Origin of the sequence: Pseudomonas sp. C2B4 (assembly GCF_013359695.1) — a bacterium.
GTDB lineage: Bacteria > Pseudomonadota > Gammaproteobacteria > Pseudomonadales > Pseudomonadaceae > Aquipseudomonas.
In genome coordinates this window covers 184,194-210,305 of record NZ_JABFMU010000002.1, presented here as the reverse complement: position 1 = coordinate 210,305, position 26,112 = coordinate 184,194, and the positions used below count along the sequence as shown (strand labels likewise).

The window sequence follows — 26,112 nt, the reverse complement described above, 5'->3', positions numbered from 1 at the left end:
TGCTTTACCTCCCCCGCCTCTGACACAATCGCGAACAATTCTCGTTAGTTAACACTTCCCAATCGGTGATGCTGCGTGTCGTCAGTCCCAAGCCCTCAAAGTGAGCTCGTCGGTGCGTTATATCGCGACCATCGCGGTTGGCTATTGGCCTGGCTTCGCCGCAATGTCGCCTGCCCGCAGCGGGCCGAAGACCTGAGCCAGGACACCTTCGTGCGATTGCTGGGTCGTGAGGAACTGAAAGCGCCGCGCGAGCCAAGGGCGTTTCTGGTGGCGATTGCCAAGGGCCTGCTGTTTGATTATTTCCGCCGTGCCGCGCTGGAACAGGCCTATCTCACCGAACTGATGCTGATTCCCGAAGCCGAGCAACCGTCGGTGGAAGAGCAGCAAATGATCCTCGAAGACCTGAAAAACATTGATCGCCTGCTCGGCAAGCTGTCGAGCAAGGCCCGGGCGGCGTTTCTCTACAACCGTCTCGACGGCCTGGGTCACGCAGAAATCGCCGAACGCCTCGGGGTGTCGGTGCCACGCGTGCGCCAGTACCTGGCCCAGGGCATCCGTCAGTGCTACATCGCGCTGTACGGGGAGCCAACATGAGTCCCGTCAGTTCCAAACCGGTCTCGGCGCAGGTGCTGGATGCGGCGATTGCCTGGCAACTGTCGCTGGACTCCGGCAACCCGGTGGAGCGCGAAGAGTTCGCCAAATGGCATGCCGCCCACGAAGAACACGCCCGTGCCTGGCGCCAGCTGGGCATGCTCGACCAACGTTTCAGTGTCGCCAGCGGCCCGGCCCGTACGGCGCTGTTGCAATCGCGCGAAGGCATTCGCCGCCGAGTGCGCAAGCTCGGCAGCGGCGTGGCCAGTGTCGTGGCCGTGATTGGCCTGGCGCTGTTCGCCGGTGATCGTTATCTGCCAGTCGATTATTGGCTGGCTGACCAGCGCACCGCCACCGGCGAACAGCGCACCCTTCGCCTGGCCGATGGCACCCTGCTCAACCTCAATACCCACAGTGCCGTGGACGTGCGCTTCGACGAGAAGCAGCGGCTGATCGTACTTCAGGAAGGGGAAATCCTGGTTGAAACCGGTCATGGCGATGCCCGGCCGTTTATCGTCGAAACCCGTGAAGGCAGCATGCGCGCGCTGGGGACGCGGTTTCTGGTCAAGCGCGAGGAAGAAGGCACGCGACTGAGCGTGTTGCAGTCGGCGGTGGCCGCCCATCCGCAATCGAGCCCGGACGAACAGATTCTGCGCGAAGGCCAGCAAGTGCTGATCCGCAATGACGGCCTGGGACCGATCGCCGCGCTCAACCAGGGCGCCGATGCCTGGACCCGCGGCATGCTGGTGGTGGACAACGCGCGGCTGGAGGAGCTGGTGCACGAACTCGGGCGCTATCGCCGTGGACACCTGGGCGTTGCGCCGGAAGTGGCCGACCTGCGGATCACCGGCAGCTTCCCGCTGAAAGACACCGACCTGGCCCTGAGCGCCCTGTTACCGACCCTGCCGGTGCAGATCGAACAGCACACGCCGTGGTGGGTGACGGTGGCGGCGAAGACTGAGGCCAAGCCCTGATTTGAGGGCGCCTGAACCGGCCTCTTCGCGGGCAAGCCCGCTCCCACAGGGTGTCGCTCACAGAATTATCGTCCAACACATAACTTGTGGGAGCGTGGCTTGCCCGCGAAGGGGCCATCAACCTCACCACAAAATGATGAATCGAAATTATTTTCATCCAGCCCTATCACTTTTTGATTTTCGTCCGGCACGTAGGCAATTGAGAAGTATTCACTTTCAGGAGCCGCTGTATGTCCCGTTCCCTAGACACCTTGTTGCGCCCCAGTTTGCTGGCGGTTGCCATTGCCCTTTGCACCCCTTTGGCCAGCAGCCAACTGATCGCCGCTGAACAGGCATCCAGCGTTCGCGCCTACAACCTGCCGGCCGCGCCATTGGCCAGCACCCTGAACCAGATCGCCAGCCAGGCCGGTCTGGCGCTGTCGTTGAATCCATCGCTGGCTGCGGGCAAAACGTCCGCCCCGGTCAAAGGCCAGTTCGATGCCACCGGCGCCATGCAAGAAGCTTTGCGCGGGACCGGCCTGCAGTTGGAACAGAGCGGCACGGGCACTTTCAGCCTCGCCCCCGTGCCTGAAGGCGCGATGGCCCTGCCAGCCACTAACGTGATTGGCGCTGAATCCGCTGAGAACGCCTGGGGTCCGGTGGAAGGCTATGTTGCCACTCGCACTGCGGCGGGCACCAAGACCGACACACCAATCGTTGAAGCACCGCGCTCAATGTCGGTGATCACGCGAGCACAGATGGAAGATCGTGGTGTGCAGAACCTTGATGACGCCGTGCGCTACATGCCGGGCGTGATTGCCAGTAGCTACGGCAGTGACGCACGAGCCGACTGGCTGCGTGTGCGTGGTTTCGAACCGACCCAGTTTCTCGACGGCTTGCCGCTGCCAAAGGGTTCCTACGCCAACCCAAAAGTTGAAACCTGGAACTTGGAGCGCATCACCTTGCTGCGCGGCCCGGCCTCCTCGGTATATGGCCAGACCCCACCGGGCGGAATGCTCGATATGGTCAGCCGCCGCCCTGATGCGTTTGAAAGCCACGAAGTACGCGCCGAAGTCGGCAGCAATAATCGCAAGCAAATCAACTTCGACAGTACCGGCAAAATCGATGACGAAGGTCAGTTCCTGTACCGAGTCGATGGCGTGGTGCGCGACAGCGGCATGCCGGTCGACCACATCGACGATAAGCGCTACAACATTGCGCCAAGCCTGACCTGGAGCATCGACGATGACACTCACCTGACTCTCCTGTCGCAGTACACTCGGGACGATACTGGGGTCGCTGGTCAGTTCCTGCCGCTGCAAGGCACCAAGCTGTCTTCGGAAGCGGGCAAGATCTCTCACCATAAAAACCTCGGTGATCCGGATTCCGACCACTACGACCGCACCTACTACGCGCTGGGTTACGCCTTCGACCATCGCCTGAACGATGTCTGGCAATTCAAGCAAAACCTGCGCTACACCAAGAGCGATCTGGAATTCCAGCAAGCCTATGCATCGTTCGGTAATTCGGTCTCGCCAGATGGTACCTTGGCCCGTCTGGTCGACAAGGTCGACGAAGACATTAGCCAGTTCGCGGTGGACAACAATTTCCAGGCCGACTTCCAGACCGGCTCATTGAGCCATGTCGTGCTGCTCGGCCTGGATCACCAGCGTACCAACACCAACTACAAATGGCTTGAAGGGAGTGCCCCACCAAGCAATGTGATCAATCCGATCCGTGGCGCAGACTTCTCCAACGTCGCCTACGCCACTTTTTATGATTACAACCAGAAAACCAACCAGACAGGTCTCTACGCTCAGGATCAAATCTCTCTGGACAAATGGCGCCTGACCCTGGGCGGGCGTGAAGACTGGATTCACACAGCGACTCAGTTCAACAACCTGAACGATGCCACCAACACCCAGCGCGACAAGGCCTTCAGTGGAAACGCCGGCCTGAGCTACGTATTTGATTCGGGGATAACGCCGTACATCTCCTACACCGAATCGTTCCAGCCATCGATGGGGGCAGACGCCAGCTCCACCAACTCGTTCAAACCGACCGAAGGCAAGCAGACCGAAGTGGGCGTCAAGTACATGCCTCCGGGCAGCCGCACCTTGCTGACTGCGGCGGCATTCGATCTGCGTCAGGAAAACGTTTCGGTTACACAGAACAACGTCACCAGCCAGATTGGTGAACTGAAAGTTCGCGGCATCGAACTCGAAGCCACGTCGGACGTCACCGACAACCTGAAGCTGGTGGGTTCTTACACCTACACCGATACCGAAATTCTCAAGGGTGCCGACAAAGGCAACCGATTCAAACTGATCCCACGCAACCAGGCCTCGCTGTGGTCTGACTACACCTGGCATGCCGGTTTCCTCGACGGTTTTGGCGTGGGGGCGGGCGTGCGCTACGTCGGCGACACTTACGGCAGTACCAGCAACACCGATAACTCGCACGTGGGCTCATACACCGTGTACGACGCTGCTGTGCATTACGACTTAAGCCGCCTCAATCCGGCATTGGCAGGCATTTCGGTCGACGTCACCGCGAAGAACCTATTCGACAAGGACTACATCTCCACTTGCGACGGTTTCTGGTGCTACTACGGTGACGAGCGCAACGTCATCGCAGCAGTGAACTACAAGTGGTAACGGCTTGATCTGACACGCCCGGTACCCAGGCCGTCCTTCGAGGACGGCTTTGGTATTTCTGGAGGCTATGAAATGAAAAGTAAAACAATTCGCCGCTGGTCCTTCGTCCACACCTGGACCAGCCTGATCTGCACGGTGTTTTTACTGCTGTTGGCGCTGACCGGCCTGCCGCTGATCTTCCACCACGAGATCGACCACCTGCTGGGCGATGCGCCACAAGTGAAGGACATGCCGGCGGACACCCCGCGCCTGGATCTCCAGCAACTGGTGGCGGCAGCCGAGAAGCATCGCCCCGGCGAAGTCATGCAGTATTTCGGCTTCGAAGACGATGAACCCAATGCCGTACTGACCATCATGGCGGCGACCGCCGGCACGGAGCCGAACTCGTCCCATACCTTCATGCTCGACGCCCGCACCGGCGAGGCGCTGGAAACGCCGTCGGCCAACGGTGGTTTCATGATGACCATGCTGCGCCTGCACGTGGACATGTTCGCCGGGCTGCCGGGCAAGTTGTTGCTGGCGTTCATGGGCTTGATGTTCGTCGTGGCGATTGTCTCCGGCACCGTGCTGTACCTGCCGTTCATGCGTCGCCTGAAATTCGCCACCGTGCGCCAGGACAAATCCACCCGCCTGCGTTGGCTCGACCTGCACAACCTGATTGGCGTGGTGACCCTGACCTGGGCGCTGGTGGTGGGCGTGACCGGCGTGATCAGCGCCTGTGCCGATCTGATCATCGCTGCCTGGCGCAACGACAGCCTGAGCGCGATGGTTGCGCCGTATCGCGATGCGCCGCCGCTGGCGCAACTGGCACCGGCCACTCGCTTGCTGGACATCGCCAGGGATGTTGCGCCGGGCATGCAGCCTGACTTTATCGCCTTCCCCGGCACCCGTTTCTCCAGTGAGCACCATTACGCGGTGTTCATGAAAGGCAGCACCCACCTGACCTCGCATCTGCTGACGCCGGTACTGATCGACGCCAGCACCCTGCAAGTCACCGCCGTGGCCGAGCGCCCCTGGTACATGGACGCCATGGGCATGTCCCAGCCGCTGCACTTCGGTGACTACGGCGGCATGCCGATGCAAATCCTCTGGGCCACCCTGGATGTGCTGACGATCATCGTCCTTGGCAGCGGGGTCTACCTGTGGGTGGTGCGGCGCAAGGCGACGAAACCCGTGCTGGAAAAAGCGGAGAGCGTGGCATGAAACCGCGACAGTCGAGCTTCTGGAAGGTCTTCGGCACGCCCACCGTTATCGCCCTGTTCAGTGCGGCGGGCCTGTTCGCCGCGTTGCTCGGTGACGGCGTGTGGGATGCGCTGAGCTGGTTGGGGTTGGGCATCCCTGCCGTCCTCGCCTTGCGCGGCCTGCTGCAACGTCACTGAGCACAGATAACTCTGTGGGAGCGAGCCTGCTCGCGAAGAGGGTGTGTCAGTCTCCACCAATGTTGGCTGACACACCGCTTTCGCGAGCAGGCTCGCTCCCACAGGGGATCAGTGTGTCTTGGTGATATTGAGCTATCCCCTCAACGCGCTATGCTGCCCCGACACTGCCACCGACCGAGACGCTGCCATGTCCGCCCCGAGCATGACCCTGTATCACAACGCCCTTTCCCCCTTCGTTCGCAAAGTCATGGTGCTGTTGCACGAAACCGGTCAACAGGACCGCGTGGCCCTGCAGAACTGCGTGCTCACGCCGGTCGACCCGGACAAGACGCTGATCAACGACAACCCCCTGAGCAAGATCCCGGCCCTGCGTCTGGCCGACGGCCATGTCATTCATGACAGCCGCGTGATCCTCGACTACCTCGACCACCAGCACGTCGGCAACCCGCTGATCCCCCGCGAAGGCTCCGCCCGCTGGCGGCGCCTGACCCTGGCCTCGATGGCCGACGGGATCATGGACGCGGCCGTGCTGGTGCGCTATGAAGTCGCCCTGCGCGCGCCGGAAAAACACTGGGACGTCTGGCTCGACGGCCAACGCGACAAAATCCGCCGGGCCGTGGCGTTGCTGGAAAAAGACGCCATTGCCGAGCTGACCAGCCATTTCGACGTGGCGGCGATCAGCGTGGCGTGTGCGTTGGGTTACCTGGATCTGCGTCACCCTGATCTGGACTGGCGCACGGCGAATCCACAGTTGGCGGCGTGGTATTTCGAGGTGAGCCAGCGGCCTTCGATGCTGGCGACGATGCCAAAGCTCTAAATCTTCTCCAGTTGTGCGGGCCTCTTCTTGAGCAGGCTCGCTCCCACATTTTGATCTGGGTTCACTGAAGATCCCCTGTGGGAGCGAGCCTGCTCGCGAAAGCACCCTCGTGGTTCAACGGGTAGCCACTGCACAATCAGCGTCGCCAACACCTCCCCTTCCCGCTGATCCTCCCGCAACCCCACCCACCCGCTCATTCCACCGCTCCAATATCAAACTCCAACGGCTTGTCCGCCTTCTGCCCAACCCCATACCAATCCAGCTTGCGGGTCAGCACCATGAACACACCCAGCAACCCGAACAGCAATAACGCCCCCATCAACAACGCGTAATCCTCGGCACTCAACAGGCCATACAGCAGGCCATACAACGCCGCCAACCCTGCCGAAAAACTCAAGCCATGGCGCACACTGCGCAGCACGTGACAGACATAGAACCCGATCAACAATACACACGCGCCGGCTGACAGCAGATACGCCAGGGCAAAGCCGATGTGTTCGGACAACGACAGCAACAGCAGATAGAACAACGCCAGCGCCACGCCCACCAGCGCGTATTGCACCGGGTGCACCGCCAAGCTTTTCAGCACTTCAAAGAGGAAGAAGCCGGCGAAGGTCAGGACGATGAACAGCAGTGCGTATTTGATCGCCCGGTCGCTTTTCAAATACTGGTCCACCGGGTCGATGAAGCTCACGCCGAAACTGCGGGCAGAAAATGCCTCGCAACTGCTACGGGATACGCAGCTGTTCAAGGCCTCTTGCAGGTTGGTGGAGAAGAAGGAGGTCTGCCAATTGGCGCTGAAGCCCTGATTAGTGATCTCGCGCTGGGCCGGCAGGTAGTTGCCGATGAAGCTGGGATGCGGCCAGTTGGCGGTCAGCGAGACTTTGCTGGTCTTGCCCACCGGCAGGATCTGCAACTGGCCAGTGCCTTGCAGCTTCAGGTCGAAAGCGAAAGCCAGTTCGCTGGCTTGCTTGGCCTCCAGGGCCGGCAGCGTCACGTGGACACCCTCGCCCAGCCAACCGACCTGACTGCCGGGAATGAAGTCCAGGCATTGGCCGTTGAGTTCGAGTTTCAAGGCATTCTCGATGCCGCGAATGTCGCTGATACCGACCGCAAGAAACGGTTGGTCGAATTGATAGTCGGCGAAGTCTTCCTTGATACCCAACTGTGCCGGCAACGAAAAATGCCCGCTGATGCGGTTGTCGGCATGGAACAACCGCGCCTGATAAATCCCCCGGGCGCGCAATTCGGTGTGGACCTGCCCGTCGAGTTCGAAGCGTTCCGGCAGGAAATACAACCGCCCGCGCTCTTCGCCGACCTCTTGATAGCGCTGGTTGGTTTTTTCGTTGAGCTTCCAGGTGCGCGTCAGTTTGCGATACGGCACCACCATCAACGGGCCGCTCAATTGCTGGCTGTAGCTGGAGCTGCGGGCGATGTCTTCGAGCACGCCATCGCGCAGTTGCTGGCGGTCCTGGATCACGCCGTTGATCATAAGCAGCGGAATCAGCAATAACAGAATCAGTAGGGCGATTGCCCCGAGTTTAAGGGTCAGGCTGCGGTTCATGGGACTCTCCCTGTTTGGATGGGGAGAGTCTGGGATGGGTGTGTGGGGGCTTTATGGGGGGAATGTGGAGATTGTGTGGAGACTGAAGCGGCCTCTTCGCGAGCAGGCTCGCTCCCACACTGGATTTCCTGTGAATACAAAACTAATGCACATCACAGATCAACTGTGGGAGCGAGCCTGCTCGCGAATGGCCGCGACTCGGTCCTAAGCCAGGCGCAACCTGACTTCAACCCCGCCCTCGACATTGCCGATGCTCATCGACCCACCGTGCAACTTGACCACCTCTTCGACAAAATTCAGCCCGAGCCCGGTGCTTTTGCGCCCACTGTCCGGTCGCGGCAGCGAGTAGAAGCGTTCGCTCAATCGCGGCAACGCATAGTCGGGAATCGCCTCGGCCTGATTGAACAGTGAAAACTCGACCTGCTCGCCAATCCGCTCGGCGGTGAATCGCAACACGCCCCGGGCCGGGGTGAAATCCAGCGCATTCTCCAGCAGGTTTGCCAACGCTTGCCGCAGCAGGAATGGCTCGCCAATCACCGCCACGGTCGATGGAATCCTTTGCTCCACGAGCAGTTCCTTGCCTTGAATCCGTGCCGTTTGGGCGCCCAGCAACTCATTCACCAACGCGGCCAATGGCACCTCTACGCGTTCCTCCAGCCCCTGGCGCTGTTCAACCTGCGCCAGGTTCAACAACCGCTCGATCAACTGCTGCATCCGCGCACTCTCGCTGTCGATGTTGCCGACAAACCGCTGCCGTTGAGCCAAGGGCATTTCACCCTGCAGCAACTCCGCCGCGCCGCGAATCGCCGCCAGCGGACTCTTCAATTCATGGGTCAGGGTGTGCACGTAACGCTCGACGTAGGCCTTGCCCTCCAGCTGCGTGCGCATCTGCTCCACCGCCGTCGCCAGTTGCTCCAGCTCACCACCGCGATAATGCGGCACCTCAACCCGGCGGCCCTCGCTCACCGCCTGGGCATAAGCGGTCAATCGCCGCAGCGCCCGACTCAACCACCAGGACAACAGCGCGCCGAACAGCAGACCGAGCGCGATCAACCCGGCGCCATAAGCCAGCAATCGACGTTCAGTGCGATCCACATACGGCTGCAACGAGCTGTTGGGTTTGGCCACGGTGACCACGCCGATGATCCGTCCGTTATCGCGAATCGGCGCGCCGACATGCATCACCGATGAGCTGGCATCGTCAGGATCACTACGGCTGGAGCGAGCGCCGTATTCGCCGCGCAGCGTCAGGTAAACGTCATTCCAGCGCGAGTAATCCTGGCCCACCGCCACGCCGCTGGAATCGAGCACCACGATGCCCTTGGCGTCGGTGACGTAGATGCGGTGGTTGACCTGATTCTTCGCCAGGCCCCAGATGTTCGCCTTCGGTTGCCGCTCGCCGTAAGCCTTGAGCAGTTCCGGCCAGCGGTTCTGGTTGAGGGTGCCGGCCTTGAAGTCGTCGCGCAGGATTTCCGCCATCAGGTTGGCGGTGTCGACCAGGGTTTCTTCGGTGGACTGGCGCACACCGGGGCGGATTTCCTCCATTACGGTGTTGAGCACGAAGTAGCCGGTCAGGCCGATGAACAGCACATAGACCAGGAAAATCCGCATCCCCAAGGGCATCAGCTGTGCCCCGGGTTGTAGCTGTAGCCGAGGCCACGATGGGTCTGGATCGGCTCGGCATCGGCCTTCACCAGCCGCAGCTTGGCGCGCACGCTTTTGATATGGCTGTCGATGCTGCGCTCGTAACCGGCATCCGCGGCCACGCCCAGCGCATCGAGCAATTGCTCGCGGCTGAACACGCGCTCGGGTTGTTCAAGCAGGCATTGCAGCAGGCGGAATTCGTGGCGGGTGAGGGTCAGTAGCTGGCCGCGATAGCTGATCTGTACTCGCTCGTTGTCGATGCGAAACAGCGCCGGCGACGCCGCTTCTACTGCACGCGGCGCCATGCGCTTGAGAATCGCCCGGACCCGCGCCGCCACTTCGCGGGGGCTGAACGGCTTGACCACGTAATCGTCGGCACCGATCTCCAGACCCACCACACGATCGATTTCACCATCGCGGGCGCTGAGGAACATCACCGGCACATCGCTGAAGCGCCGTAGTTGTTTGCAAGTCTCGAAGCCGCTGATATCCGGCAGGCCGATGTCGAGGATGATCAGATCGGCTGGCGTCTGGCGCTGATGTTCGAGCGCCGCCGCGCCGAGGCTCAACCAGGTGGTGGTGAACCCCTCGCCTTGCAGGGCAAAAATCAGCGTGTCGGCAATCGCCGCTTCGTCTTCGACAATCAGGATATGAGGCATGGCGTCCGAGCCCGTCAGGTGAGTGGGCGAACGGTGAACCAAGGGGGTTGCGGCGTCAATCGGCAAGGATAAATCGGTGGTGTGGTCTGTAGTACCTAGCAGATTTGATAGTAGGCAAAGGCGGAAAAAGGTTCGATGCTGGTACATCGGTGTTTGGAATCTGGCACAGGGATCTCCTATGACCACGCAATCACGCAAAACAATTTTGCCGGCAACCGATCTACAGAGTTCAGTATTGAACGTTCTTGATGCGAATCGGCTTTATCCCACCGCGTACACGCCCTACGGTCATTGCCCCCTCGACGGCTTGCTCAGCCTGCTTGGGTTCACCGGGGAACTGATTGACCCACTGACCGGGCATTATCATTTGGGGAATGGGTATCGGCAGTTCAATCCGGTGTTGATGCGGTTTAACGCACCGGACGATCGGAGCCCATTTGGTAAAGGTGGATTGAATACCTATGCGTACTGCCTCGGGGATCCGATCAATAAAAGTGATCCAAACGGAAGAATTCCAATCCCGAATTTATTTGGTGCGGCTGCAAAAATGTTAATCGGCGGCACAGCGGTGGGCGGAGGAATCGGTCTGATCATGTACGCACAGAGTAAAGACACAACCGTGAATTTCCTCCTCACATCATTGGGAGCACTTGTAGTCACTATTGGACTCGCCCCCCTGTCAAGTCTGGCACGCCAAGCTGTCAAGTACGGGCGTGAAAGGCTCAAAAATCCTCCACCCCCTTCATACAGGGCGGCTTTAGATATGCCATCACTTCCAGTTAATGTGCCTTCAAGACCCTCGTCCACTGTTGGAGTGGACGCGCCATCGAACAATAGTTCAAGCGCGAATGGTGGTTTGCCGAACTATGAAGAAGCTACCAGATGGCTGAACCCGTTAGATCCCAATTACACACAGGCGACTTTAAACGCAGTAGCTATCAAACTCGAACCCCTTCAAATACGTGATCCACAGCGGACACCACCGCGGGGGTCAATACGCACTTGAAGGCTGTCAAAATGGCCCTATGTCGCATCAACAATCCGGCTTATCCGCCGTAAACCGCCGCGCCGGATTCACCGCCGCCCCAAACTCACGCAACGCCTTCGCCCCAATCAACAGCGGATAATTAAAACTGCTGCGATCAGTCAGATTCACCTCAACCGTGCGCTTGACGTCCCCCAGGCACAGCTCCAGATCAACCACAGGACGCTTGGTCGGCGCCGCCACTTCTTCATCCTCGTCCTCTTCGGAACGGGTCTTGATCTTGCTGATCCGCGCCACCTTGTGCTCGTAGACCTTATTACTCGCATCCTTGGTGGCCAAACGGAAACGCACCCAGTCCTCGCCATCGCGGGTGAAGGTTTCGATGTCTTTGGCCGACAGCGACGCGGTCAGGGCGCCGGTGTCCATTTTGGCCTTGAGTACTTCACCGCCGATTTCCGGCAGGGCAATGTATTCGTAGCGCCCGTAGAGGGTCGGCTCGGCGGCCATGATGGGCAGGGCGACGAGGGACAGCAGTGCGAGGAGGGATTTCACGTGATCGTTGTCCTTGAGAGAGGGGCAGCGGGATTTTAGACAATCCGCCAGCTATTCGTTCGCTCCGAGACCGAATCGCGAGCAGGCTCGCTCCCACATGGGGTTTTCGGTGTGCAAGCGATATGCGGCACACAAGAGATCTCCTGTGGGAGCGAGCCTGCTCGCGAAGAGGCCGGTGCAGTCACCCGAGCAACTGACCTTGATAGTTTTATTCAAGCCTACCGCCACCTGCGTGAAACATTCGTCACCCCCGATTTGGCCTGTCGCCCGAAGCTGCTTATCATGGCGCGCCCAAACGTTTCCAAGAGTTGCCTATGCGCCGCCTGCTCACCGGCTGTTTCGTCACCCTGCTGCTGTTGCTCAACACCCTGACCCTGATCGGGCCGTTGATGGTATTCGCCCTGCTCAAACTGGTCCTGCCCGGCCGTTTGCGCGATTACGCCTCGTGGGCGGTGATGTGGATCGCCGAGACCTGGTCGGAAATCGACAAGCTGATCTTCCGCCTGTGCATCCCCACCCAATGGGACATTCGCGGCGGTGACGACCTGCGACGCGACACTTCGTATCTGGTGATCAGCAACCACCAATCCTGGGTCGATATCCCGGCGCTGATCCAGACGCTGAACCGACGCACGCCGTTCTTCAAATTCTTCCTCAAGAAAGAGCTGATCTGGGTGCCATTCCTGGGCCTGGCGTGGTGGGCGCTGGATTACCCGTTCATGAAGCGCTACACCAAGGCGTTTCTGGCCAAGCATCCGGAACTGGCGGGCAAGGATCTGGAGATCACCAAACAGGCCTGCGAGTTGTTCAAGCGCCAGCCTGTCACCGTGGTCAATTATCTGGAAGGCACCCGGTTCACCGAGGCCAAACGCCTTCAGCAGCAGTCACCCTTTACCCATTTGCTCAAGCCCAAGGCCGGCGGCGTGGCGTTCGTGCTGGCGGCGATGGGCGAACAGCTCGATGCCATCCTCGATGTGACAGTGGTGTATCCGCAGCAGAAGATCCCGGGGTTCTGGGATTTGCTCAGCGGCAACGTGCCAAGGATCATCATCGACATCCACACCCGCGAGCTCGACCCGGCACTGTGGAAGGGCGATTACGAAAACGATCCGGCGTTTCGTGAAACGGTCCAGAACTGGGTCAATCAGCTCTGGACCGAGAAGGACCGGCGCATCGACGCATTGCGCGCCGAAAGCCGCTGATCAGCTACCAGTGCCAAGTCCAGAGCCGGTGCCCCAGATACCGCCCAGGCTCTGCAGCAGCGAACCAGTGACGCCCTGTTGACCGAGGTATTGCAGGATCACCGGGGCAAACAGGCCAACCATGCCGGTGTCCATGCCCAGGGTGCTGAAGGCGTTGTTCAGGTCATCGGTGTCCTTGACGTTGCCCAGCGCGTTATTCAGCCCGGCCGCCTGGCCGGTGGCGCCGAGTAACCCGGCGAGGGCGCCCAACTCTCCGCCACCGGACAAAATGTCGAGGCCCGGCACGCTTTTGGCCAGCTCCGAGTAGTCGGTCGAACTCAGCTGGTTCTTCGCCAATCCGAGCATCGCCCCGGCACCGCCGATGGCTTGTTGCGGCGTCACGTTCAGCTGGCTAAGCGCGCCCAGCAGGTCTGCGGTCTCCGGGGTCGGCGCCGCCTCTGTGGCCTCGTTGCCTTTCATGCCGGAAATGGCATTGGCCGCATCGCTCAGGCTGAACTGAGCGAAGACCGGGCTGGCCGCCAGGGTCAGGAGCGATGCCAGTGCAAAACCGCGGGAAAACTTCATCCAGACACCCTCAATGAAAACCGTCCGGAAATGGGCGGCGAAAAACTGTGCGTTGGACTGGCATGCCCCAACATTGTTCCCAACCACCCATCCCCTGTAGGAGCGAGCTTGCTCGCGATGGTGGCCAACGATAACGCGTACTACCTGAATCAACGTGTTGGCCTTGCGTCCATCGCGAGCAGGCTCGCTCCTACAAGGGTCAGGGATCAGACACAGAAATAATTTCCCGACGCTGCATCCAGTCGGTCCCCACGCACGTATATCAAGCACGGACAGACATTCCTGGCCGATTCCCCACCAGAGGATCATCACCATGAAACGCACTTCGATCAAAACCCCGTTGATGGCCAGCCTGCTGACCCTGGCCCTTGGCGGCGGCTTCGTCCTGAGCACCGTGCAAGCGGCAACCATGAGCCATGACAGCGTAATCGTAGGCGGCCAAAGCATGTGGCCCAGCAAGGACATCGTCGATAACGCGGTCAACTCCGCCGACCACACCACCCTGGTCGCCGCCGTGAAAGCCGCCGGGCTGGTCGATACCCTGAAGGGCAAAGGCCCGTTCACCGTGTTCGCCCCCGTCAACTCAGCCTTCACCGCCCTCCCCGCCGGCACCGTCGATACGCTGCTGAAACCGGAAAACAAGGCCACGCTGAGCAAAATCCTCACCTACCACGTGGTCGCCGGCAAACTCGACATGTCGACCCTGGCCGAGAAGATCAAGGCCGGTGGCGGCAAGGCCGAACTCACCACCGTCGCCGGCGGCAAGCTGTGGGCGATGATGAACGGCCCGCACAACATCACCATCAAGGATGAGAAAGGTGACGTCGCCGACATCACCACCTATGACGTGTACCAGTCCAACGGCGTGATACAGGTCATCGACAAAGTGCTGATGCCAAAGAGCTGAACCGCGCCGCCGACCCCGCGCATCGGGGTCGGCGGGTTTACCGGGGTGCCCGACCGTGAATGGAACAAGCGCGCGCCGTGAACTAACCTCAGCCCTCACACAACCCGCCTCGTGTGCCTGGAGAACCGTGACGCCCATCGCCGATGCCGAGCAGCTCAGGCAGCTCCTGGCCCAGTGCTCACTGGGTGACCGCCGCGCTTTCGAGACGCTTTATCGAAGCGTCGGCCCGCGCTTGCATGGTGTGGCCCTGCGCTTCATGGGGCGCGCGGACCTGGCCGAAGAAGTGCTGCAGGAAAGCTTCGTGCGCATCTGGAACAACGCCTCGCGCTACGAAGCGCACTTGTCGGCGCCGTTGACCTGGATGATCAACATCACCCGCAACCAAGCCATCGACCAGTTGCGCAAACATCGCGAGCGGCCGTTGGGCGACTTCGAAGAACAGACGCTGGTGGACGAAAGCCCCTCGGCCGACGAACAGTTGATCAGCGCCCGCGAGGCCAGCGCCTTGAACCGCTGCCTGGACAGCCTCGAAGGCATGCAGCGCCAGTCGATCACCGTCGCCTACTTTCAGGGATTGTCGTGCGCTGAACTGGCCGAATACCTGTCGGCGCCCTTGGGTTCGGTGAAATCGTGGATCCGCCGCGGCATGGAGCGCCTGCGCAGGTGCCTCGAATCATGAACTATCAAACCCCGACCCTGCGCCGCGCCCTCGCCGCCGACTACGCCATCGGCCTGATGCCCCCTGCCGCACGTCGACGTTTTGAACAGCTGTTGCTGGAGGACGCGGCGCTGCGGGTGGAACTGGCGCAATGGCAGGAAAGCCTTGCGAGCCTGACCGATGCTTTGCCTGAGCAACCGGTGCCGGAGCGGGTCTGGCAAGGCATTACGGCGCGCATCGAACCGCAAGAACTGCATGTACCGCAGAAACGCCCGTTCTGGAACTGGCTGCGAGTAACCGTCGCAGTGTGCTCGGTGGTGATCGCCGTGACCCTCGGCATGCTCTACAACCGCGACGACGCCCGCTACAGCGCCACCCTGGTCAGCGCCGACGCACAGCCGGCATTACGGGTTCAGGCCCACGAAAACTACCTGCAAATCGAGCCGCTGACATTGGCAGCCATCGAACCGGGACATAGCCTGGAACTGTGGGCGATTCCGGCGGATGGCAAACCCATTTCCCTCGGGGTGATCCCGGTGGGAGGCAAAGGCATGGTTAAGCTGAGCGACACGCAAAAAGCGCTAATTGGCAAACCGATTGCGCTGGCGGTCAGCCTTGAACCGAAGGGCGGCTCGCCGACGGGGCAACCGACAGGGCCGGTTCTCTATCAAGGCGCGTTGTCGGCGCTTTGATCCTATCAGTTCTGCTAGTAGGCAGGTTCGGATGATTGCGCCAGAGTAACTTCTGAATCGAAGGAGTTATCCGGGAGTCCGGCCAATGCAACGTCAAAGCATGAATTTACTCCGCAGCTATCGGTATGACCCATTGGATCGACTGGTTGCATGCGCAACTTCGACGCAGGCAAGCAACCAGCGCTTTTACCTGAAAGACCGCCTTGCCACCGAGATTCAAGGCACGGTGCAGCATTCGATCCTGCAGCACGGCGATCAACTGCTGGCGCAGCAGAAGCGTCAGGGCAGCGTGGCGGTGCAAACATCCTTGCTCGCTACCGACCAGCAGCGTTCGGTGCTGACACTGCTTGACGTCAAACAACCTCATGCTTTCGCCTATATGCCGTACGGTCATTGCTTTGCTGGAGGCGACTTGCTCAGCCTGCTCAGGTTCAACGGCGAACGAGCGGATCCGGTAACAGGATGGTATTTGCTTGGGAATGGGTATCGAGCGTTCAACCCGGTGTTGATGAGGTTTAACAGCCCGGATAGTTGGAGTCCGTTTGGGGAGGGTGGGTTGAACACCTACGCGTATTGCATGGGGGATCCGCTCAACAGGAGCGACCCGACTGGGCATTCCTGGTCTTTCTTTGGAAAACTGTTCGGCACGAGCACCTCCTACCGAAGAACGTCGATAACTACCCTTGCTTCCCCTTCTCCTGCGCAGATGAGCAGCCAACTACCGGCAGAGGCGGCAAAGTCGGGCTTCTTCACTGATGCTTTGAAAACAGTCGATCAATCACTGCGGCGAAGTTCGAAACCGGCGCTTGATACTCCGTCAGAGGCCAGGCAATACATCAGCAACGTGGTGGAGAGGCTCGATTACGATCAACCTTTCGTCAAGCGTCTTGGTGAGGTCAATAAAAACCTGGCGAGCCATGGGAACACATCCTTGTCACCGACGCATGCCCGGGTATACGGGGACCTTGCCGCTGTGGTGAGTGAAGGGCAAATCAGTAATGCGGGCGCCCACGCTTTTGCAGCAGCCGAGTGGTATAGGCATTTCGCCACGACTCGAAGGCCCAGTGGGGTGGCAGGCACTTTGATGAACTTCGGTGGCGCGCTCGTAAGTGGTGTCACAGACCAGAAACTCTATAAAACGGGTGAAGTGCTGCGTAAAGCGCTTTGATCATCAGGCAATCGCTGAAGCACCTGGGCTTCCTATCAGTTCTGCTAGTAGGCAGTTTCGGCTGATTGCGCCAGAGTAATGCCTGAATCGACGAAGTTTCCGGGAGTCCGGCCAATGCCATCTCAAAGCATGAATCTGCTCCGCAGCTATCGGTATGACCCACTGGATCGATTGGTCGCGTGCGCAACTTCGACGCAGGCAAGCACCCAGCGCTTTTACCTGAGAGACCGCCTTGCCACCGAGATTCAAGGCACGGTGCAGCATTCGATCATGCAGCACGACGATCAACTGCTGGCGCAGCAACAGCGCCAAGGCAGCGCGGCGCCGGGAACATCCTTGCTCGCCACCGACCGACAGCGCTCGGTGCTGACCCTGCTCGACGCCAAACGAGCTCATGCTTTCGCGTATATGCCCTATGGTCACTGCCTTGCTGGAAGCGGCTTGCTCAGCCTGCTCGGGTTCAACGGCGAGCGGCCAGATTCGGTGACTGGGTGGTACTTGTTGGGGACCGGACATCATCGGCCGTTCAATCCTGTTTTGGGGTGCTTCATTTGCCCGGACAGTTGGAGTCCGTTTGGGGCGGGTGGGTTGAATGCGTATACGTACTGCAAGGGAGACCCGGTGAATCAGAGTGATCCAACGGGACACATCGGTAATCCGGTAAAAGGCTTATTAAACTTTTTAAAACTCAGAACCTCATCCAAGACTCTAGCCAAACGTATGGCCGGTACTAATAGAGTAAACGCGTGGGAGCATCTTGTGTCTCCGAGTCCTTCAAAACGTTCGCCAGCCATGCAACACAAATTTGAGCCATCTGATATTTACTCAAGTGTCGGAGCAAACAATAGTAAAGAAAGTTTTTCATCTGACTACGCGAGCATCCAATCATATACCAGCGTTAATTCCAGTTTCGCTCCACCAATTCCGCTTCGTTCGCCGCCGGCAAGCTCTCGCTCTGCATCTCGCTTTTCCGTACAAAATGCAGAGAGAAGCCCTAGCGGAAGGCAGGCTGGGGATATTCAAGAATGGATTAATAGGATTGAAGCGAGTGACTCCCCCTCGGTGGGCTGGCCAATAGTAGATTATGATCCTACACACTTGGCCACACAGCATGCAGGTGTGCACCTCAGTCGGCACTTGAGAGCAAATCTCAGTCTATATAACCAAGGAATACACCCAATCTCTCCAGAAGTTTTACGGATATCTGGCTACGAAAAAAAAATGTCTCGGCTCAGAAAGCAATAGCTGAAATTACAGCGCAAAAAAAACGGCGATCACAAGGGATCGCCGTTTTTCCTACCCAAAAATTTACGCCGCACTAAACAACTTATGCGGATCAATCACAAACTTCTTCGGCACGCCCGCGTCAAACTCGCCATACCCTTCCGGCGCCTGATCCAGGCTGATCACCTGCACACCCACCACTTCGGCAATGTTGATGCGATCCCACATGATCGCCTGCATCAGTTGGCGGTTGTACTTCATCACCGGGGTCTGGCCGGTGTGGAAGCTGTGGGATTTGGCCCAGCCGAGGCCGAAACGGATGCTCAGGCTGCCCATTTTTGCGGCAGCGTCCACAGCGCCCGGATCTTCAGTGACGTAAAGGCCAGGAATACCGATCTTGCCGGCTACGCGTACCACACCCATCAGCGAGTTGAGTACGGTGGCCGGGGCTTCGTGTTTCACGCCGTCGTGGCCGTGGCCGCGAGCTTCGAAGCCTACGGCGTCGATGGCGCAATCCACTTCCGGCTCACCCAGCAGCGCGGCGATTTGCTCGTGCAGCGGGGTGTCGAGGGACAGGTCGGCGATTTCGAAGCCCTGAGCCTTGGCGTGGGCCAGGCGCACGGTGTTGACGTCACCGACGATGACCACGGCCGCGCCCAGCAGGCGAGCGGAAGCGGCAGCCGCCAGACCGACCGGACCGGCACCGGCGATGTACACGGTGCTGCCTGGGCCGACACCGGCGGTCACTGCGCCGTGGTAACCGGTTGGCAGGATGTCGGAGAGGCAGGTCAGGTCGCGGATTTTTGCCATCGCGCGATCGCGATCAGGCAGTTTCAGCAGGTTGAAGTCGGCGTACGGCACCATGGCGTACTCCGCTTGGCCACCAGTCCAGTCGCCCATGTCCACGTAACCATAAGCACCGCCGGGACGCGCCGGGTTAACACTCAGGCACACGCCGGTGTGCATTTCCTTGCAGGAACGGCAGCGTCCGCAAGCCACGTTGAACGGAACGGACACCAGGTCGCCGATTTGCAGGTTTTCGACGTCGCGGCCCTTCTCGATCACTTCACCGGTGATTTCGTGACCCAGGACCAGGCCGGTTTGAGCGGTGGTACGACCGCGCACCATGTGCTGGTCGGAACCACAAATGTTGGTGGACACCACACGCAGGATGACGGCGTGCTCAATCTTTCTGCCGCGCGGGTCCTGCATTTTCGGATAGTCGATTTTCTGTACTTCGACCTTGCCAGCGCCGAGATACACCACACCACGATTGCCAGACATGCTTTCACCTCGCTGTTGTTTTTATGGATCCGCGTTGCCCAGGCAGGCAGCGCGTTAAGTGCTCGGGTACAGATGCTGCTGTTTCTTGTGTTGCCTGAAAGGGCCTCTTCGCGAGCAGGCTCGCTCCCACAATGGATCTTGGAACGACACAAAAACCCTGTGGGAGCGAGCCTGCTCGCGAAAGCGATCTAGAGAACGACCGTGCGATTGGCGTTCAAAAACACTCTTCTCTCAATGTGATATCCAACGGCCCGCGCCAGAGTCAGGCCTTCAATATCCCGCCCCTTGGCGATCAGGTCTTCCGGGTAATGACTGTGATCCACCACCTCGACACCCTGGGCGATGATCGGACCTTCATCCAGGTCGTTGTTGATGTAGTGCGCCGTGGCGCCGACCAGTTTCACGCCCTTGTTGTACGCCTGGTGGTAAGGCTTGGCGCCTTTGAAACCCGGCAGCAGGGAGTGGTGGATGTTGATGGCCTTGCCGTCGAGTTTGCGGCACAGCTCCGGCGACAGGACCTGCATGTAGCGGGCAAGGATCACCAGTTCGGCGCCGGCCTCCTCGATCACCTGCAACACCTGACGCTCCTGTGACGGTTTGTCGTTCGGGTCCAGGGGGAAGTGGTAGTACGGAATCTGGTGCCAGTCGGCCAGCGGCTTGAGGTCCGGGTGGTTGGAAACCACGGCGACCACGTCCATGGACAATTGACCGATGCGCTGGCGGTAGAGCAAATCGTTGAGGCAGTGATCGGCCTTGGAGACCATGATCACTACTTTTGGCCGATGGTGCGGCGGAGTCAGCTCGAAAATCATGCCGAAGGCTTCGCCGCGCTCGGCAAGGCCTGCGCGGAATGACTGCTCGTCGAAACCGTCGGGCTGGCGGAACTCCACACGAATGAAGAAACGCCCCGAAAGGCGGTCATCGAAGGAATGGTGTTCGGTGACGTAGCAGCCCTGCTCGAACAGAAAGCGGGTCACCGCGTCCACCGTGCCGAGCACGCTGGGGCAGTCGGCGGTCAAGATCCATGTGTCTGGGGCGCGGCTCATAGTGCGGTGACTCCTGCTGAATCGGTAAAGAAAACATCCTCCTGTGGGAGCGAGCCTGCTCGCGAAGGCGGTGTATCAGCAACATTGATGTCGCCTGACACTCCCTCTTCGCGAGCAGGCTCGCTCCCACAGGTGGTCGCCTCCATGGCGGGTTGTAATCAGGCCTGAACGCTCAGGCCGTATTCGGCCGATGCATCCTGCAACCACAACCACCAGTAATCCGAGAAGCTGCGGCGGATCAGCAGTTCCCAGGTGTCTTCGGCGGTGTGGCGAATCATCAGTTGCGACTTGGCGAACACCGTGCCGACAGCCTTGCCCACCGGGAAGTTGTTGGGGTGCACGTCATAGCTGGTGGACTTCATCAGTACCTGGCGCACGTTCGGGCCACTCAGTTCGAGGATCTGCTGGCCACCACTGACGTTGACGATCTGGATGTGCAGGTCGCCCAGCGCTTCACGCAGTTTCTTCTCCGCGGCGAATTCTTCGCCGGTCGGTACGATCAGCAGCCACTCGTCCGGGCCCATCCATTGCAGGCTGGTTTCACCTTTGACGATGACGGTCAGCGCACTTGGCAATTCGATGCCCAGCGCCTTGTGCACGCCAGCAGCGAATGCGGCGTCATGACCATCGCCACGGATGGTCAGGTGGCCGAGGAGTTTTTTCTCGCGCACGGTCACGCCGGCGTTCTTGCGACCCTTGCCCACCAGGCTGGCGAGGTCGGCGTGATGCAGCGACGACTCGGCCTTGGCCCCGGAGGTTGGGCGTTGTTGGTAAACATTGGCTGCGGTCATAAAGCACCTTTCCTGAATTCTGTTGGCCCTGTGGAAGCTGTTCTGCCGCCTTCGCGAGCAGGCTCGCTCCCACAAGGGTTACGCGATCTCCTGTGGGAGCGAGCCTGCTCGCGAAAGCGTCGGCAGACTCACCACAGGGCCTGGGCAATCACACGTTCTGGCGTTCGCCTTTCGGATCGAAGAACACCGAAGAAACGATTTCCGCCTCGATCACGCTGCCGTCCGCCAGGGGCGCAAACACGCGCTCGCCCATGCGGTTCAGACCGCCCTTGACCACGCCCATGGCAAACGAATAGCCCAGGGAGTTGTGCAGGTAACTGGAGGTCACGTGACCGACCATGGTCATCGGGATCGCCTGCTTGGTGTTGAACACCAGTTGCGCACCTTCCGGCAGCCACTTGTTCGGATCGATCGGCTTCAGACCCACCAGCTGTTTACGCTGATCACGCACGCAATCTTCGCGGTTCATGCCACGCCAGCCGATCCACGAGAACGGTTTGGTGCGGCCCACACACCAGCCCATGTTCAGGTCGTCCGGGGTCATCGAGCTGTCAGTGTCTTGCCCTACGATGATGAAGCCCTTCTCGGCCCGCAGGACGTGCATGGTTTCGGTGCCGTACGGCGTCAGGTTGTACTTCTTGCCGGCGTCGACGATTTTCTCGAGCACGCCCATGGCGTAGTCGGCTTGAACGTTGACTTCGTACGACAGCTCACCGGTAAACGAAATCCGGAAGATCCGCGCCGGCACACCACCGACCAGGGCCTCTTTCCAGGTCATGAACGGGAACGCTTCGTTGCTCAGGTCGGCATCGGTGACTTCGCTGAGCAGCTTGCGGCTGTTCGGCCCGGACAGGGTCATGGTTGCCCAGTGATCCGTCACGGAAGTGAAGTACACCTTCAGGTCCGGCCATTCGGTCTGGTGGTACAGCTCCAGCCATTGCAGCACGCGGGCCGCGCCGCCGGTGGTGGTGGTCATCACGAAATGGTTGTCGGCCAGGCATGCGGTCACGCCGTCGTCGAACACCATGCCATCTTCTTTACACATCAGGCCGTAGCGGGCCTTGCCCACGTCGAGCTTGGTCCAGGCGTTGGTGTAGATGCGGTTGAGGAACTCGCGTGAGTCCGGGCCCTGGATGTCGATCTTGCCCAGGGTCGAGGCGTCCAGCAGGCCGACGCTGTCGCGCACGGCTTTGCATTCGCGCTTGACCGCGGCGTGCATATCTTCACCGGATTTCGGGAAGTACCACGGACGTTTCCACTGGCCAACGTCTTCGAACTCGGCGCCATTTTTCAGGTGCCACTGATGCAGCGCGGTGTAACGCACCGGCTCGAAGATGTGCCCACAGTGACGACCGGCCACGGCGCCGAAGGTGACCGGCGTGTAGTTCGGGCGGAACATGGTGGTGCCCATCTGCGGGATGGTCACGTTCAGCGAACGGGCGGCAATGGCCAGACCGTTGACGTTACCCAGCTTGCCCTGATCGGTGCCGAAGCCCAGTGCGGTATAGCGTTTGACGTGCTCGACCGACTCGAAGCCCTCGCGGGTCGCCAGTTCGATGGCGGCGGCGGTGACGTCGTTTTGCAGGTCGACGAATTGCTTCGGCGCCCGTGCGGTGTTCTTTTCATGAGGCACCTGGAACAGCGCCAGGGTTGGCTCTTCCAGACGGGCCAGGGCTTTGGGCAAGGTCGCTTCGACCGCACCGAAACCGGCTTCGCTGGCGGCGCGCACGCCCCCTTCAAAACCATCGGCCAGAGAATCGCCGAGGCCATAGACGCCGTTGATGCCGCCGACGCACACGCGTTTCTGCGGCGCTTCACCCGGTACGAAACCGAGGATGTCCTCACGCCAGATCGGCTTGCCGCCCAGGTGCGAAGCCAGGTGAACCACCGGGCTGTAGCCGCCGGAACTGGCGACGATGTCGCACTCGAGCCATTCGCCCGGGCTGGTGACCTTGTGGCCTTTCACATCGATCGCGGCAACGCGGGCAGCGGTCACGTGCTTGCTGCCACGGGCCTCGATCACGGCGCTGCCGGTGAGGATGCGAATACCCTTGGCGCGTGCTTCTTCCACCAGCGCACCGCGAGGGTTGCTGCGGGCGTCGGCGATGGCCACGACTTGCAGGCTGGCATCGAGCCAATCCAGGGCCACGCGGTAGGCGTGATCGTTGTTGGTCGACAGCACCAGCTTCTTGCCCGGTGCCACGCCGTAACGGCGCACGTAAGTCGAGACTGCGCCAGCGAGCATGTTGCCCGGCACGTCGTTGTTGCCGTAGACCAGTGGACGCTCGTGAGCGCCGGTCGCCAGCACCACACGCTTGGCACGCACGCGGTGGATGCGCTGACGCACCTGGCCAATCGGTGCGCGGTCGCCGAGGTGATCGGTCAGGCGCTCGTGAATGGTCAGGAAGTTATGGTCGTGGTAACCGTTGACCGTGGCGCGCGGCAACAGCAGCACGTCCGGGGTGTTCTTCAGCTCAGCGATGACGCTGGCAACCCACTCCGTGGCCGGCTTGCCATCAAGGCTTTCGCGGGAATCGAGCAGGCTGCCGCCGAACTCTTCCTGCTCATCGGCGAGGATCACACGGGCACCGCTGCGCGCAGCCGCCAGTGCAGCCGCCAGACCGGCAGGGCCGGCGCCGACGATCAGCACGTCGCAGTGCTGATTCATGTAGTCGTAGGTGTCCGGATCGTTCTCGGTTGGCGAGCGGCCAAGACCGGCGGCCTTACGAATGTACTTCTCGTAAGTCATCCAGAACGATTGCGGATACATGAAGGTTTTGTAGTAGAAACCCGGTGGCATCAGCTTGCCGCCGACCTTGCCGAGAATCCCCATCATGTCGTTGTTCACACTCGGCCAGCCGTTGGTGCTGGTGGCGACCAGGCCCTGGTACAGCGCTTGTTGCGTGGCGCGTACGTTCGGGATTTGCGTGGCTTCGGTGGCGCCGATCTGCAGCACCGCGTTCGGCTCTTCGGCACCGGCGGCGAAGATGCCGCGCGGACGGGAATACTTGAAGCTGCGACCGATGATGTCGACGCCGTTGGCCAGCAGTGCAGCGGCCAGGGAGTCGCCTTCAAAGCCTTTGTAGTTCTGGCCGTTGAAGGTGAAAGTCAGGACTTTGTTGCGGTCGATCCGTCCGCCGTTGGACAGGCGATTGATCTGGCTCATACCTTCTCTCCCAGAGCCGTGCTGGCCGCTTTCGGGCTATCGGTCTTGTCGGTGAATTGTGGCTTGGTGCCGATCTTGTAGGTTTCGAGAATCTCGTAGGTCACGGTGTCGCGGGTGACGTTGAAGTACTGGCGGCAACCGGCAACGTGATCCCACAGCTCGTGGTGCAGGCCGCGAGGGTTATCGCGGAAGAACATGTAGTCGCCCCACTCCTCGTCGGTGCAGCTGTTAGGGTCCAGTGGACGCGGGATGTGCGCCTGGCCGGATGCGTGGAATTCCTCTTCGGAGCGCAGTTCGCCGCAGTGAGGACAGAAGATATGCAACATGGGGATTTCTCCTGTTAGTGGGCAACCGCAGCAGCGCCGTGTTCATCGATCAACGCACCGTTGTGGAAACGGTCGATGGAGAAAGGTGCGGCCAACGGGTGCATTTCACCCTTGGCCAGGCTCGCGGCAAACACGTTGCCCGAACCAGGTGTTGCCTTGAAGCCACCGGTGCCCCAACCGCAGTTGAAGAACATGTTCGGTACCGGGGTTTTCGAAATGATCGGGCACGCATCCGGGGTGGTGTCGACGATGCCGCCCCACTGACGGTTCATGCGTACGCGGGACAGGACCGGGAACATCTCGACGATGGCCTGGATGGTGTGTTCGATCACCGGGTACGAACCACGCTGGCCGTAGCCGTTGTAGCCGTCGATACCGGCGCCGATCACCAGGTCGCCCTTGTCGGACTGGCTGATGTAGCCGTGCACGGCGTTGGACATGATCACGCTGTCGATAATCGGTTTGATCGGCTCGGACACCAGCGCTTGCAGCGGGTGCGATTCGATCGGCAGACGGAAACCGGCCAGCTTGGCCATGTGCCCGGAGTTACCGGCGGTGACCACGCCGACGCGCTTGGCGCCGATGAAGCCCTTGTTGGTTTCGACACCGATGCACACGCCGTTTTCCTTGCGGAAACCGATCACTTCGGTCTGCTGGATCAGGTCCACGCCCAGTGCGTCGGCGGCACGGGCAAAGCCCCAGGCCACGGCATCGTGACGGGCCACGCCGCCGCGACGCTGGACGGTGGCGCCCATCACCGGGTAGCGGGTGTTCTTGGAGCAGTCGAGGTACGGAATCTCGTCAGCGACTTGCTTGGCATCGAGCAGCTCGCCGTCCACGCCATTGAGGCGGTTGGCGCTGACCCGACGCTCGGAATCACGGATGTCCTGCAGGGTGTGGCACAGGTTGTAGACACCGCGCTGGGAGAACATCACGTTGTAGTTCAGGTCCTGGGACAGGCCTTCCCACAGTTTCATCGCATGTTCGTACAGGTGCGCCGACTCGTCCCACAGGTAGTTGGAGCGAACGATGGTGGTGTTGCGCGCGGTGTTACCGCCGCCTAGCCAGCCCTTTTCGACCACGGCCACGTTGGTGATGCCGTGCTCCTTGGCCAGGTAGTAGGCGGTCGCCAGACCATGCCCGCCACCGCCGACGATGACCACGTCGTAGACCTTTTTCGGGGTCGGTGTGCGCCACATCCGCTGCCAGTTTTCATGGTGGCTGAGGGAGTGTTTGAAGAGGCCGAAGCCTGAGTAGCGTTGCATAGTCATTTACTCCAAAAC

General features: G+C 60.3%; 24 protein-coding genes. 13 read left to right on the top strand and 11 right to left on the bottom strand.

The features are described from left to right. Positions 1 to 75 precede the first annotated feature (75 nt). From HNQ83_RS02640 to HNQ83_RS02615, 6 genes are all read left to right on the top strand, one after another. Positions 76 to 594 carry an RNA polymerase sigma factor gene (locus HNQ83_RS02640; protein ID WP_175387529.1) on the top strand — a complete coding sequence of 173 codons (519 nt, stop codon included), beginning with the start codon at positions 76 to 78 and terminating at the stop codon, positions 592 to 594. After that, positions 591 to 1,565: a FecR domain-containing protein gene (locus HNQ83_RS02635; RefSeq protein ID WP_175387528.1), complete on the top strand. Its 975-nt coding sequence runs from the start codon at positions 591 to 593 to the stop codon at positions 1,563 to 1,565. Before HNQ83_RS02640 ends, HNQ83_RS02635 begins: the two co-directional genes overlap by 4 nt. A gap of 230 nt (positions 1,566 to 1,795) precedes the next feature. After that, positions 1,796 to 4,201 carry a TonB-dependent siderophore receptor gene (locus HNQ83_RS02630; RefSeq protein ID WP_175387527.1) on the top strand — a complete coding sequence of 802 codons (2,406 nt, stop codon included), beginning with the start codon at positions 1,796 to 1,798 and terminating at the stop codon, positions 4,199 to 4,201. Between the two features lie 72 nt (positions 4,202 to 4,273). Then, positions 4,274 to 5,404: a PepSY domain-containing protein gene (locus HNQ83_RS02625; RefSeq protein ID WP_175387526.1), complete on the top strand. Its 1,131-nt coding sequence runs from the start codon at positions 4,274 to 4,276 to the stop codon at positions 5,402 to 5,404. Beyond that, positions 5,401 to 5,580, top strand: a complete 180-nt coding sequence (locus tag HNQ83_RS02620; protein ID WP_175387525.1) for a hypothetical protein — start codon at positions 5,401 to 5,403, stop codon at positions 5,578 to 5,580. Before HNQ83_RS02625 ends, HNQ83_RS02620 begins: the two co-directional genes overlap by 4 nt. A gap of 187 nt (positions 5,581 to 5,767) precedes the next feature. Next, the gene (locus tag HNQ83_RS02615) at positions 5,768 to 6,397 is read left to right on the top strand and encodes a glutathione S-transferase (RefSeq protein WP_175387524.1); all 630 of its coding nucleotides are present in this window, start codon (positions 5,768 to 5,770) and stop codon (positions 6,395 to 6,397) included. Positions 6,398 to 6,590: 193 nt separating this feature from the next. Here HNQ83_RS02615 and creD read toward each other — a convergent pair whose 3' ends face one another. From creD to creB, 3 genes are all read right to left on the bottom strand, one after another. Then, positions 6,591 to 7,961: a cell envelope integrity protein CreD gene (gene creD, locus HNQ83_RS02610; RefSeq protein WP_175387523.1), complete on the bottom strand. Its 1,371-nt coding sequence runs from the start codon at positions 7,959 to 7,961 to the stop codon at positions 6,591 to 6,593. A 204-nt stretch (positions 7,962 to 8,165) separates the two neighbouring features. After that, entirely contained in the window at positions 8,166 to 9,584 is a 1,419-nt protein-coding gene (gene creC, locus HNQ83_RS02605; protein WP_175387522.1) for a two-component system sensor histidine kinase CreC, read from the bottom strand. Beyond that, complete coding sequence (gene creB / locus HNQ83_RS02600) at positions 9,584 to 10,264, bottom strand: two-component system response regulator CreB (RefSeq protein ID WP_175387521.1); 681 nt, start codon at positions 10,262 to 10,264, stop codon at positions 9,584 to 9,586. The genes creC and creB overlap by 1 nt, the downstream gene beginning before the upstream one ends. A gap of 178 nt (positions 10,265 to 10,442) precedes the next feature. Here creB and HNQ83_RS31515 point away from each other — a divergent pair, with 178 nt between their 5' ends. Next, on the top strand, positions 10,443 to 11,270 hold the full coding sequence (locus HNQ83_RS31515) for an RHS repeat-associated core domain-containing protein (protein WP_175387520.1): 828 nt from the start codon (positions 10,443 to 10,445) through the stop codon (positions 11,268 to 11,270). A gap of 27 nt (positions 11,271 to 11,297) precedes the next feature. On the opposite strand, the gene HNQ83_RS02590 is transcribed toward HNQ83_RS31515, so the two are convergent. After that, positions 11,298 to 11,801 (bottom strand): RimK/LysX family protein, encoded by a 504-nt coding sequence (locus HNQ83_RS02590; RefSeq protein WP_175387519.1) that lies wholly within the window; start codon positions 11,799 to 11,801, stop codon positions 11,298 to 11,300. A 314-nt stretch (positions 11,802 to 12,115) separates the two neighbouring features. On the opposite strand from HNQ83_RS02590, the gene HNQ83_RS02585 reads away from it, so the two are divergent. Continuing rightward, positions 12,116 to 13,003, top strand: a complete 888-nt coding sequence (locus tag HNQ83_RS02585) for an acyltransferase (protein WP_175387518.1) — start codon at positions 12,116 to 12,118, stop codon at positions 13,001 to 13,003. Here the strand turns inward: HNQ83_RS02585 and HNQ83_RS02580 are convergent, their stop codons facing one another. Further along, the gene (locus tag HNQ83_RS02580) at positions 13,004 to 13,567 is read right to left on the bottom strand and encodes a DUF2780 domain-containing protein (protein WP_175387517.1); all 564 of its coding nucleotides are present in this window, start codon (positions 13,565 to 13,567) and stop codon (positions 13,004 to 13,006) included. Between the two features lie 313 nt (positions 13,568 to 13,880). Here HNQ83_RS02580 and HNQ83_RS02575 point away from each other — a divergent pair, with 313 nt between their 5' ends. From HNQ83_RS02575 to HNQ83_RS02555, 5 genes are all read left to right on the top strand, one after another. Then, the gene (locus tag HNQ83_RS02575; protein ID WP_218585524.1) at positions 13,881 to 14,474 is read left to right on the top strand and encodes a fasciclin domain-containing protein; all 594 of its coding nucleotides are present in this window, start codon (positions 13,881 to 13,883) and stop codon (positions 14,472 to 14,474) included. Between the two features lie 55 nt (positions 14,475 to 14,529). After that, positions 14,530 to 15,153, top strand: a complete 624-nt coding sequence (locus HNQ83_RS02570; protein ID WP_175387516.1) for a sigma-70 family RNA polymerase sigma factor — start codon at positions 14,530 to 14,532, stop codon at positions 15,151 to 15,153. Continuing rightward, the gene (locus HNQ83_RS02565; protein ID WP_175387515.1) at positions 15,150 to 15,824 is read left to right on the top strand and encodes an anti-sigma factor domain-containing protein; all 675 of its coding nucleotides are present in this window, start codon (positions 15,150 to 15,152) and stop codon (positions 15,822 to 15,824) included. The genes HNQ83_RS02570 and HNQ83_RS02565 overlap by 4 nt, the downstream gene beginning before the upstream one ends. An 85-nt stretch (positions 15,825 to 15,909) precedes the next feature. Further along, positions 15,910 to 16,992 (top strand): RHS repeat-associated core domain-containing protein, encoded by a 1,083-nt coding sequence (locus HNQ83_RS02560; RefSeq protein WP_175387514.1) that lies wholly within the window; start codon positions 15,910 to 15,912, stop codon positions 16,990 to 16,992. A gap of 114 nt (positions 16,993 to 17,106) precedes the next feature. Beyond that, the gene (locus HNQ83_RS02555; protein WP_175387513.1) at positions 17,107 to 18,237 is read left to right on the top strand and encodes an RHS repeat-associated core domain-containing protein; all 1,131 of its coding nucleotides are present in this window, start codon (positions 17,107 to 17,109) and stop codon (positions 18,235 to 18,237) included. Positions 18,238 to 18,300: 63 nt separating this feature from the next. Here the strand turns inward: HNQ83_RS02555 and fdhA are convergent, their stop codons facing one another. From fdhA to HNQ83_RS02525, 6 genes are all read right to left on the bottom strand, one after another. Then, positions 18,301 to 19,500: a formaldehyde dehydrogenase, glutathione-independent gene (gene fdhA / locus HNQ83_RS02550; protein ID WP_008057129.1), complete on the bottom strand. Its 1,200-nt coding sequence runs from the start codon at positions 19,498 to 19,500 to the stop codon at positions 18,301 to 18,303. A 188-nt stretch (positions 19,501 to 19,688) separates the two neighbouring features. Next, positions 19,689 to 20,546, bottom strand: coding sequence for a formyltetrahydrofolate deformylase (purU, locus tag HNQ83_RS02545; protein ID WP_175387512.1), 858 nt, complete (start codon positions 20,544 to 20,546; stop codon positions 19,689 to 19,691). Positions 20,547 to 20,704: 158 nt separating this feature from the next. Continuing rightward, positions 20,705 to 21,337, bottom strand: coding sequence for a sarcosine oxidase subunit gamma (locus HNQ83_RS02540; RefSeq protein ID WP_175387511.1), 633 nt, complete (start codon positions 21,335 to 21,337; stop codon positions 20,705 to 20,707). A gap of 148 nt (positions 21,338 to 21,485) precedes the next feature. After that, entirely contained in the window at positions 21,486 to 24,503 is a 3,018-nt protein-coding gene (locus HNQ83_RS02535) for a sarcosine oxidase subunit alpha (RefSeq protein WP_175387510.1), read from the bottom strand. Then, positions 24,500 to 24,829, bottom strand: a complete 330-nt coding sequence (locus HNQ83_RS02530) for a sarcosine oxidase subunit delta (protein ID WP_007980417.1) — start codon at positions 24,827 to 24,829, stop codon at positions 24,500 to 24,502. The genes HNQ83_RS02535 and HNQ83_RS02530 overlap by 4 nt, the downstream gene beginning before the upstream one ends. Before the next feature lie 14 nt (positions 24,830 to 24,843). After that, a complete protein-coding gene (locus HNQ83_RS02525; RefSeq protein WP_007980419.1) occupies positions 24,844 to 26,094 on the bottom strand; it encodes a sarcosine oxidase subunit beta in 1,251 nt (416 codons plus the stop codon). Between the last annotated feature and the right edge of the window lie 18 nt (positions 26,095 to 26,112).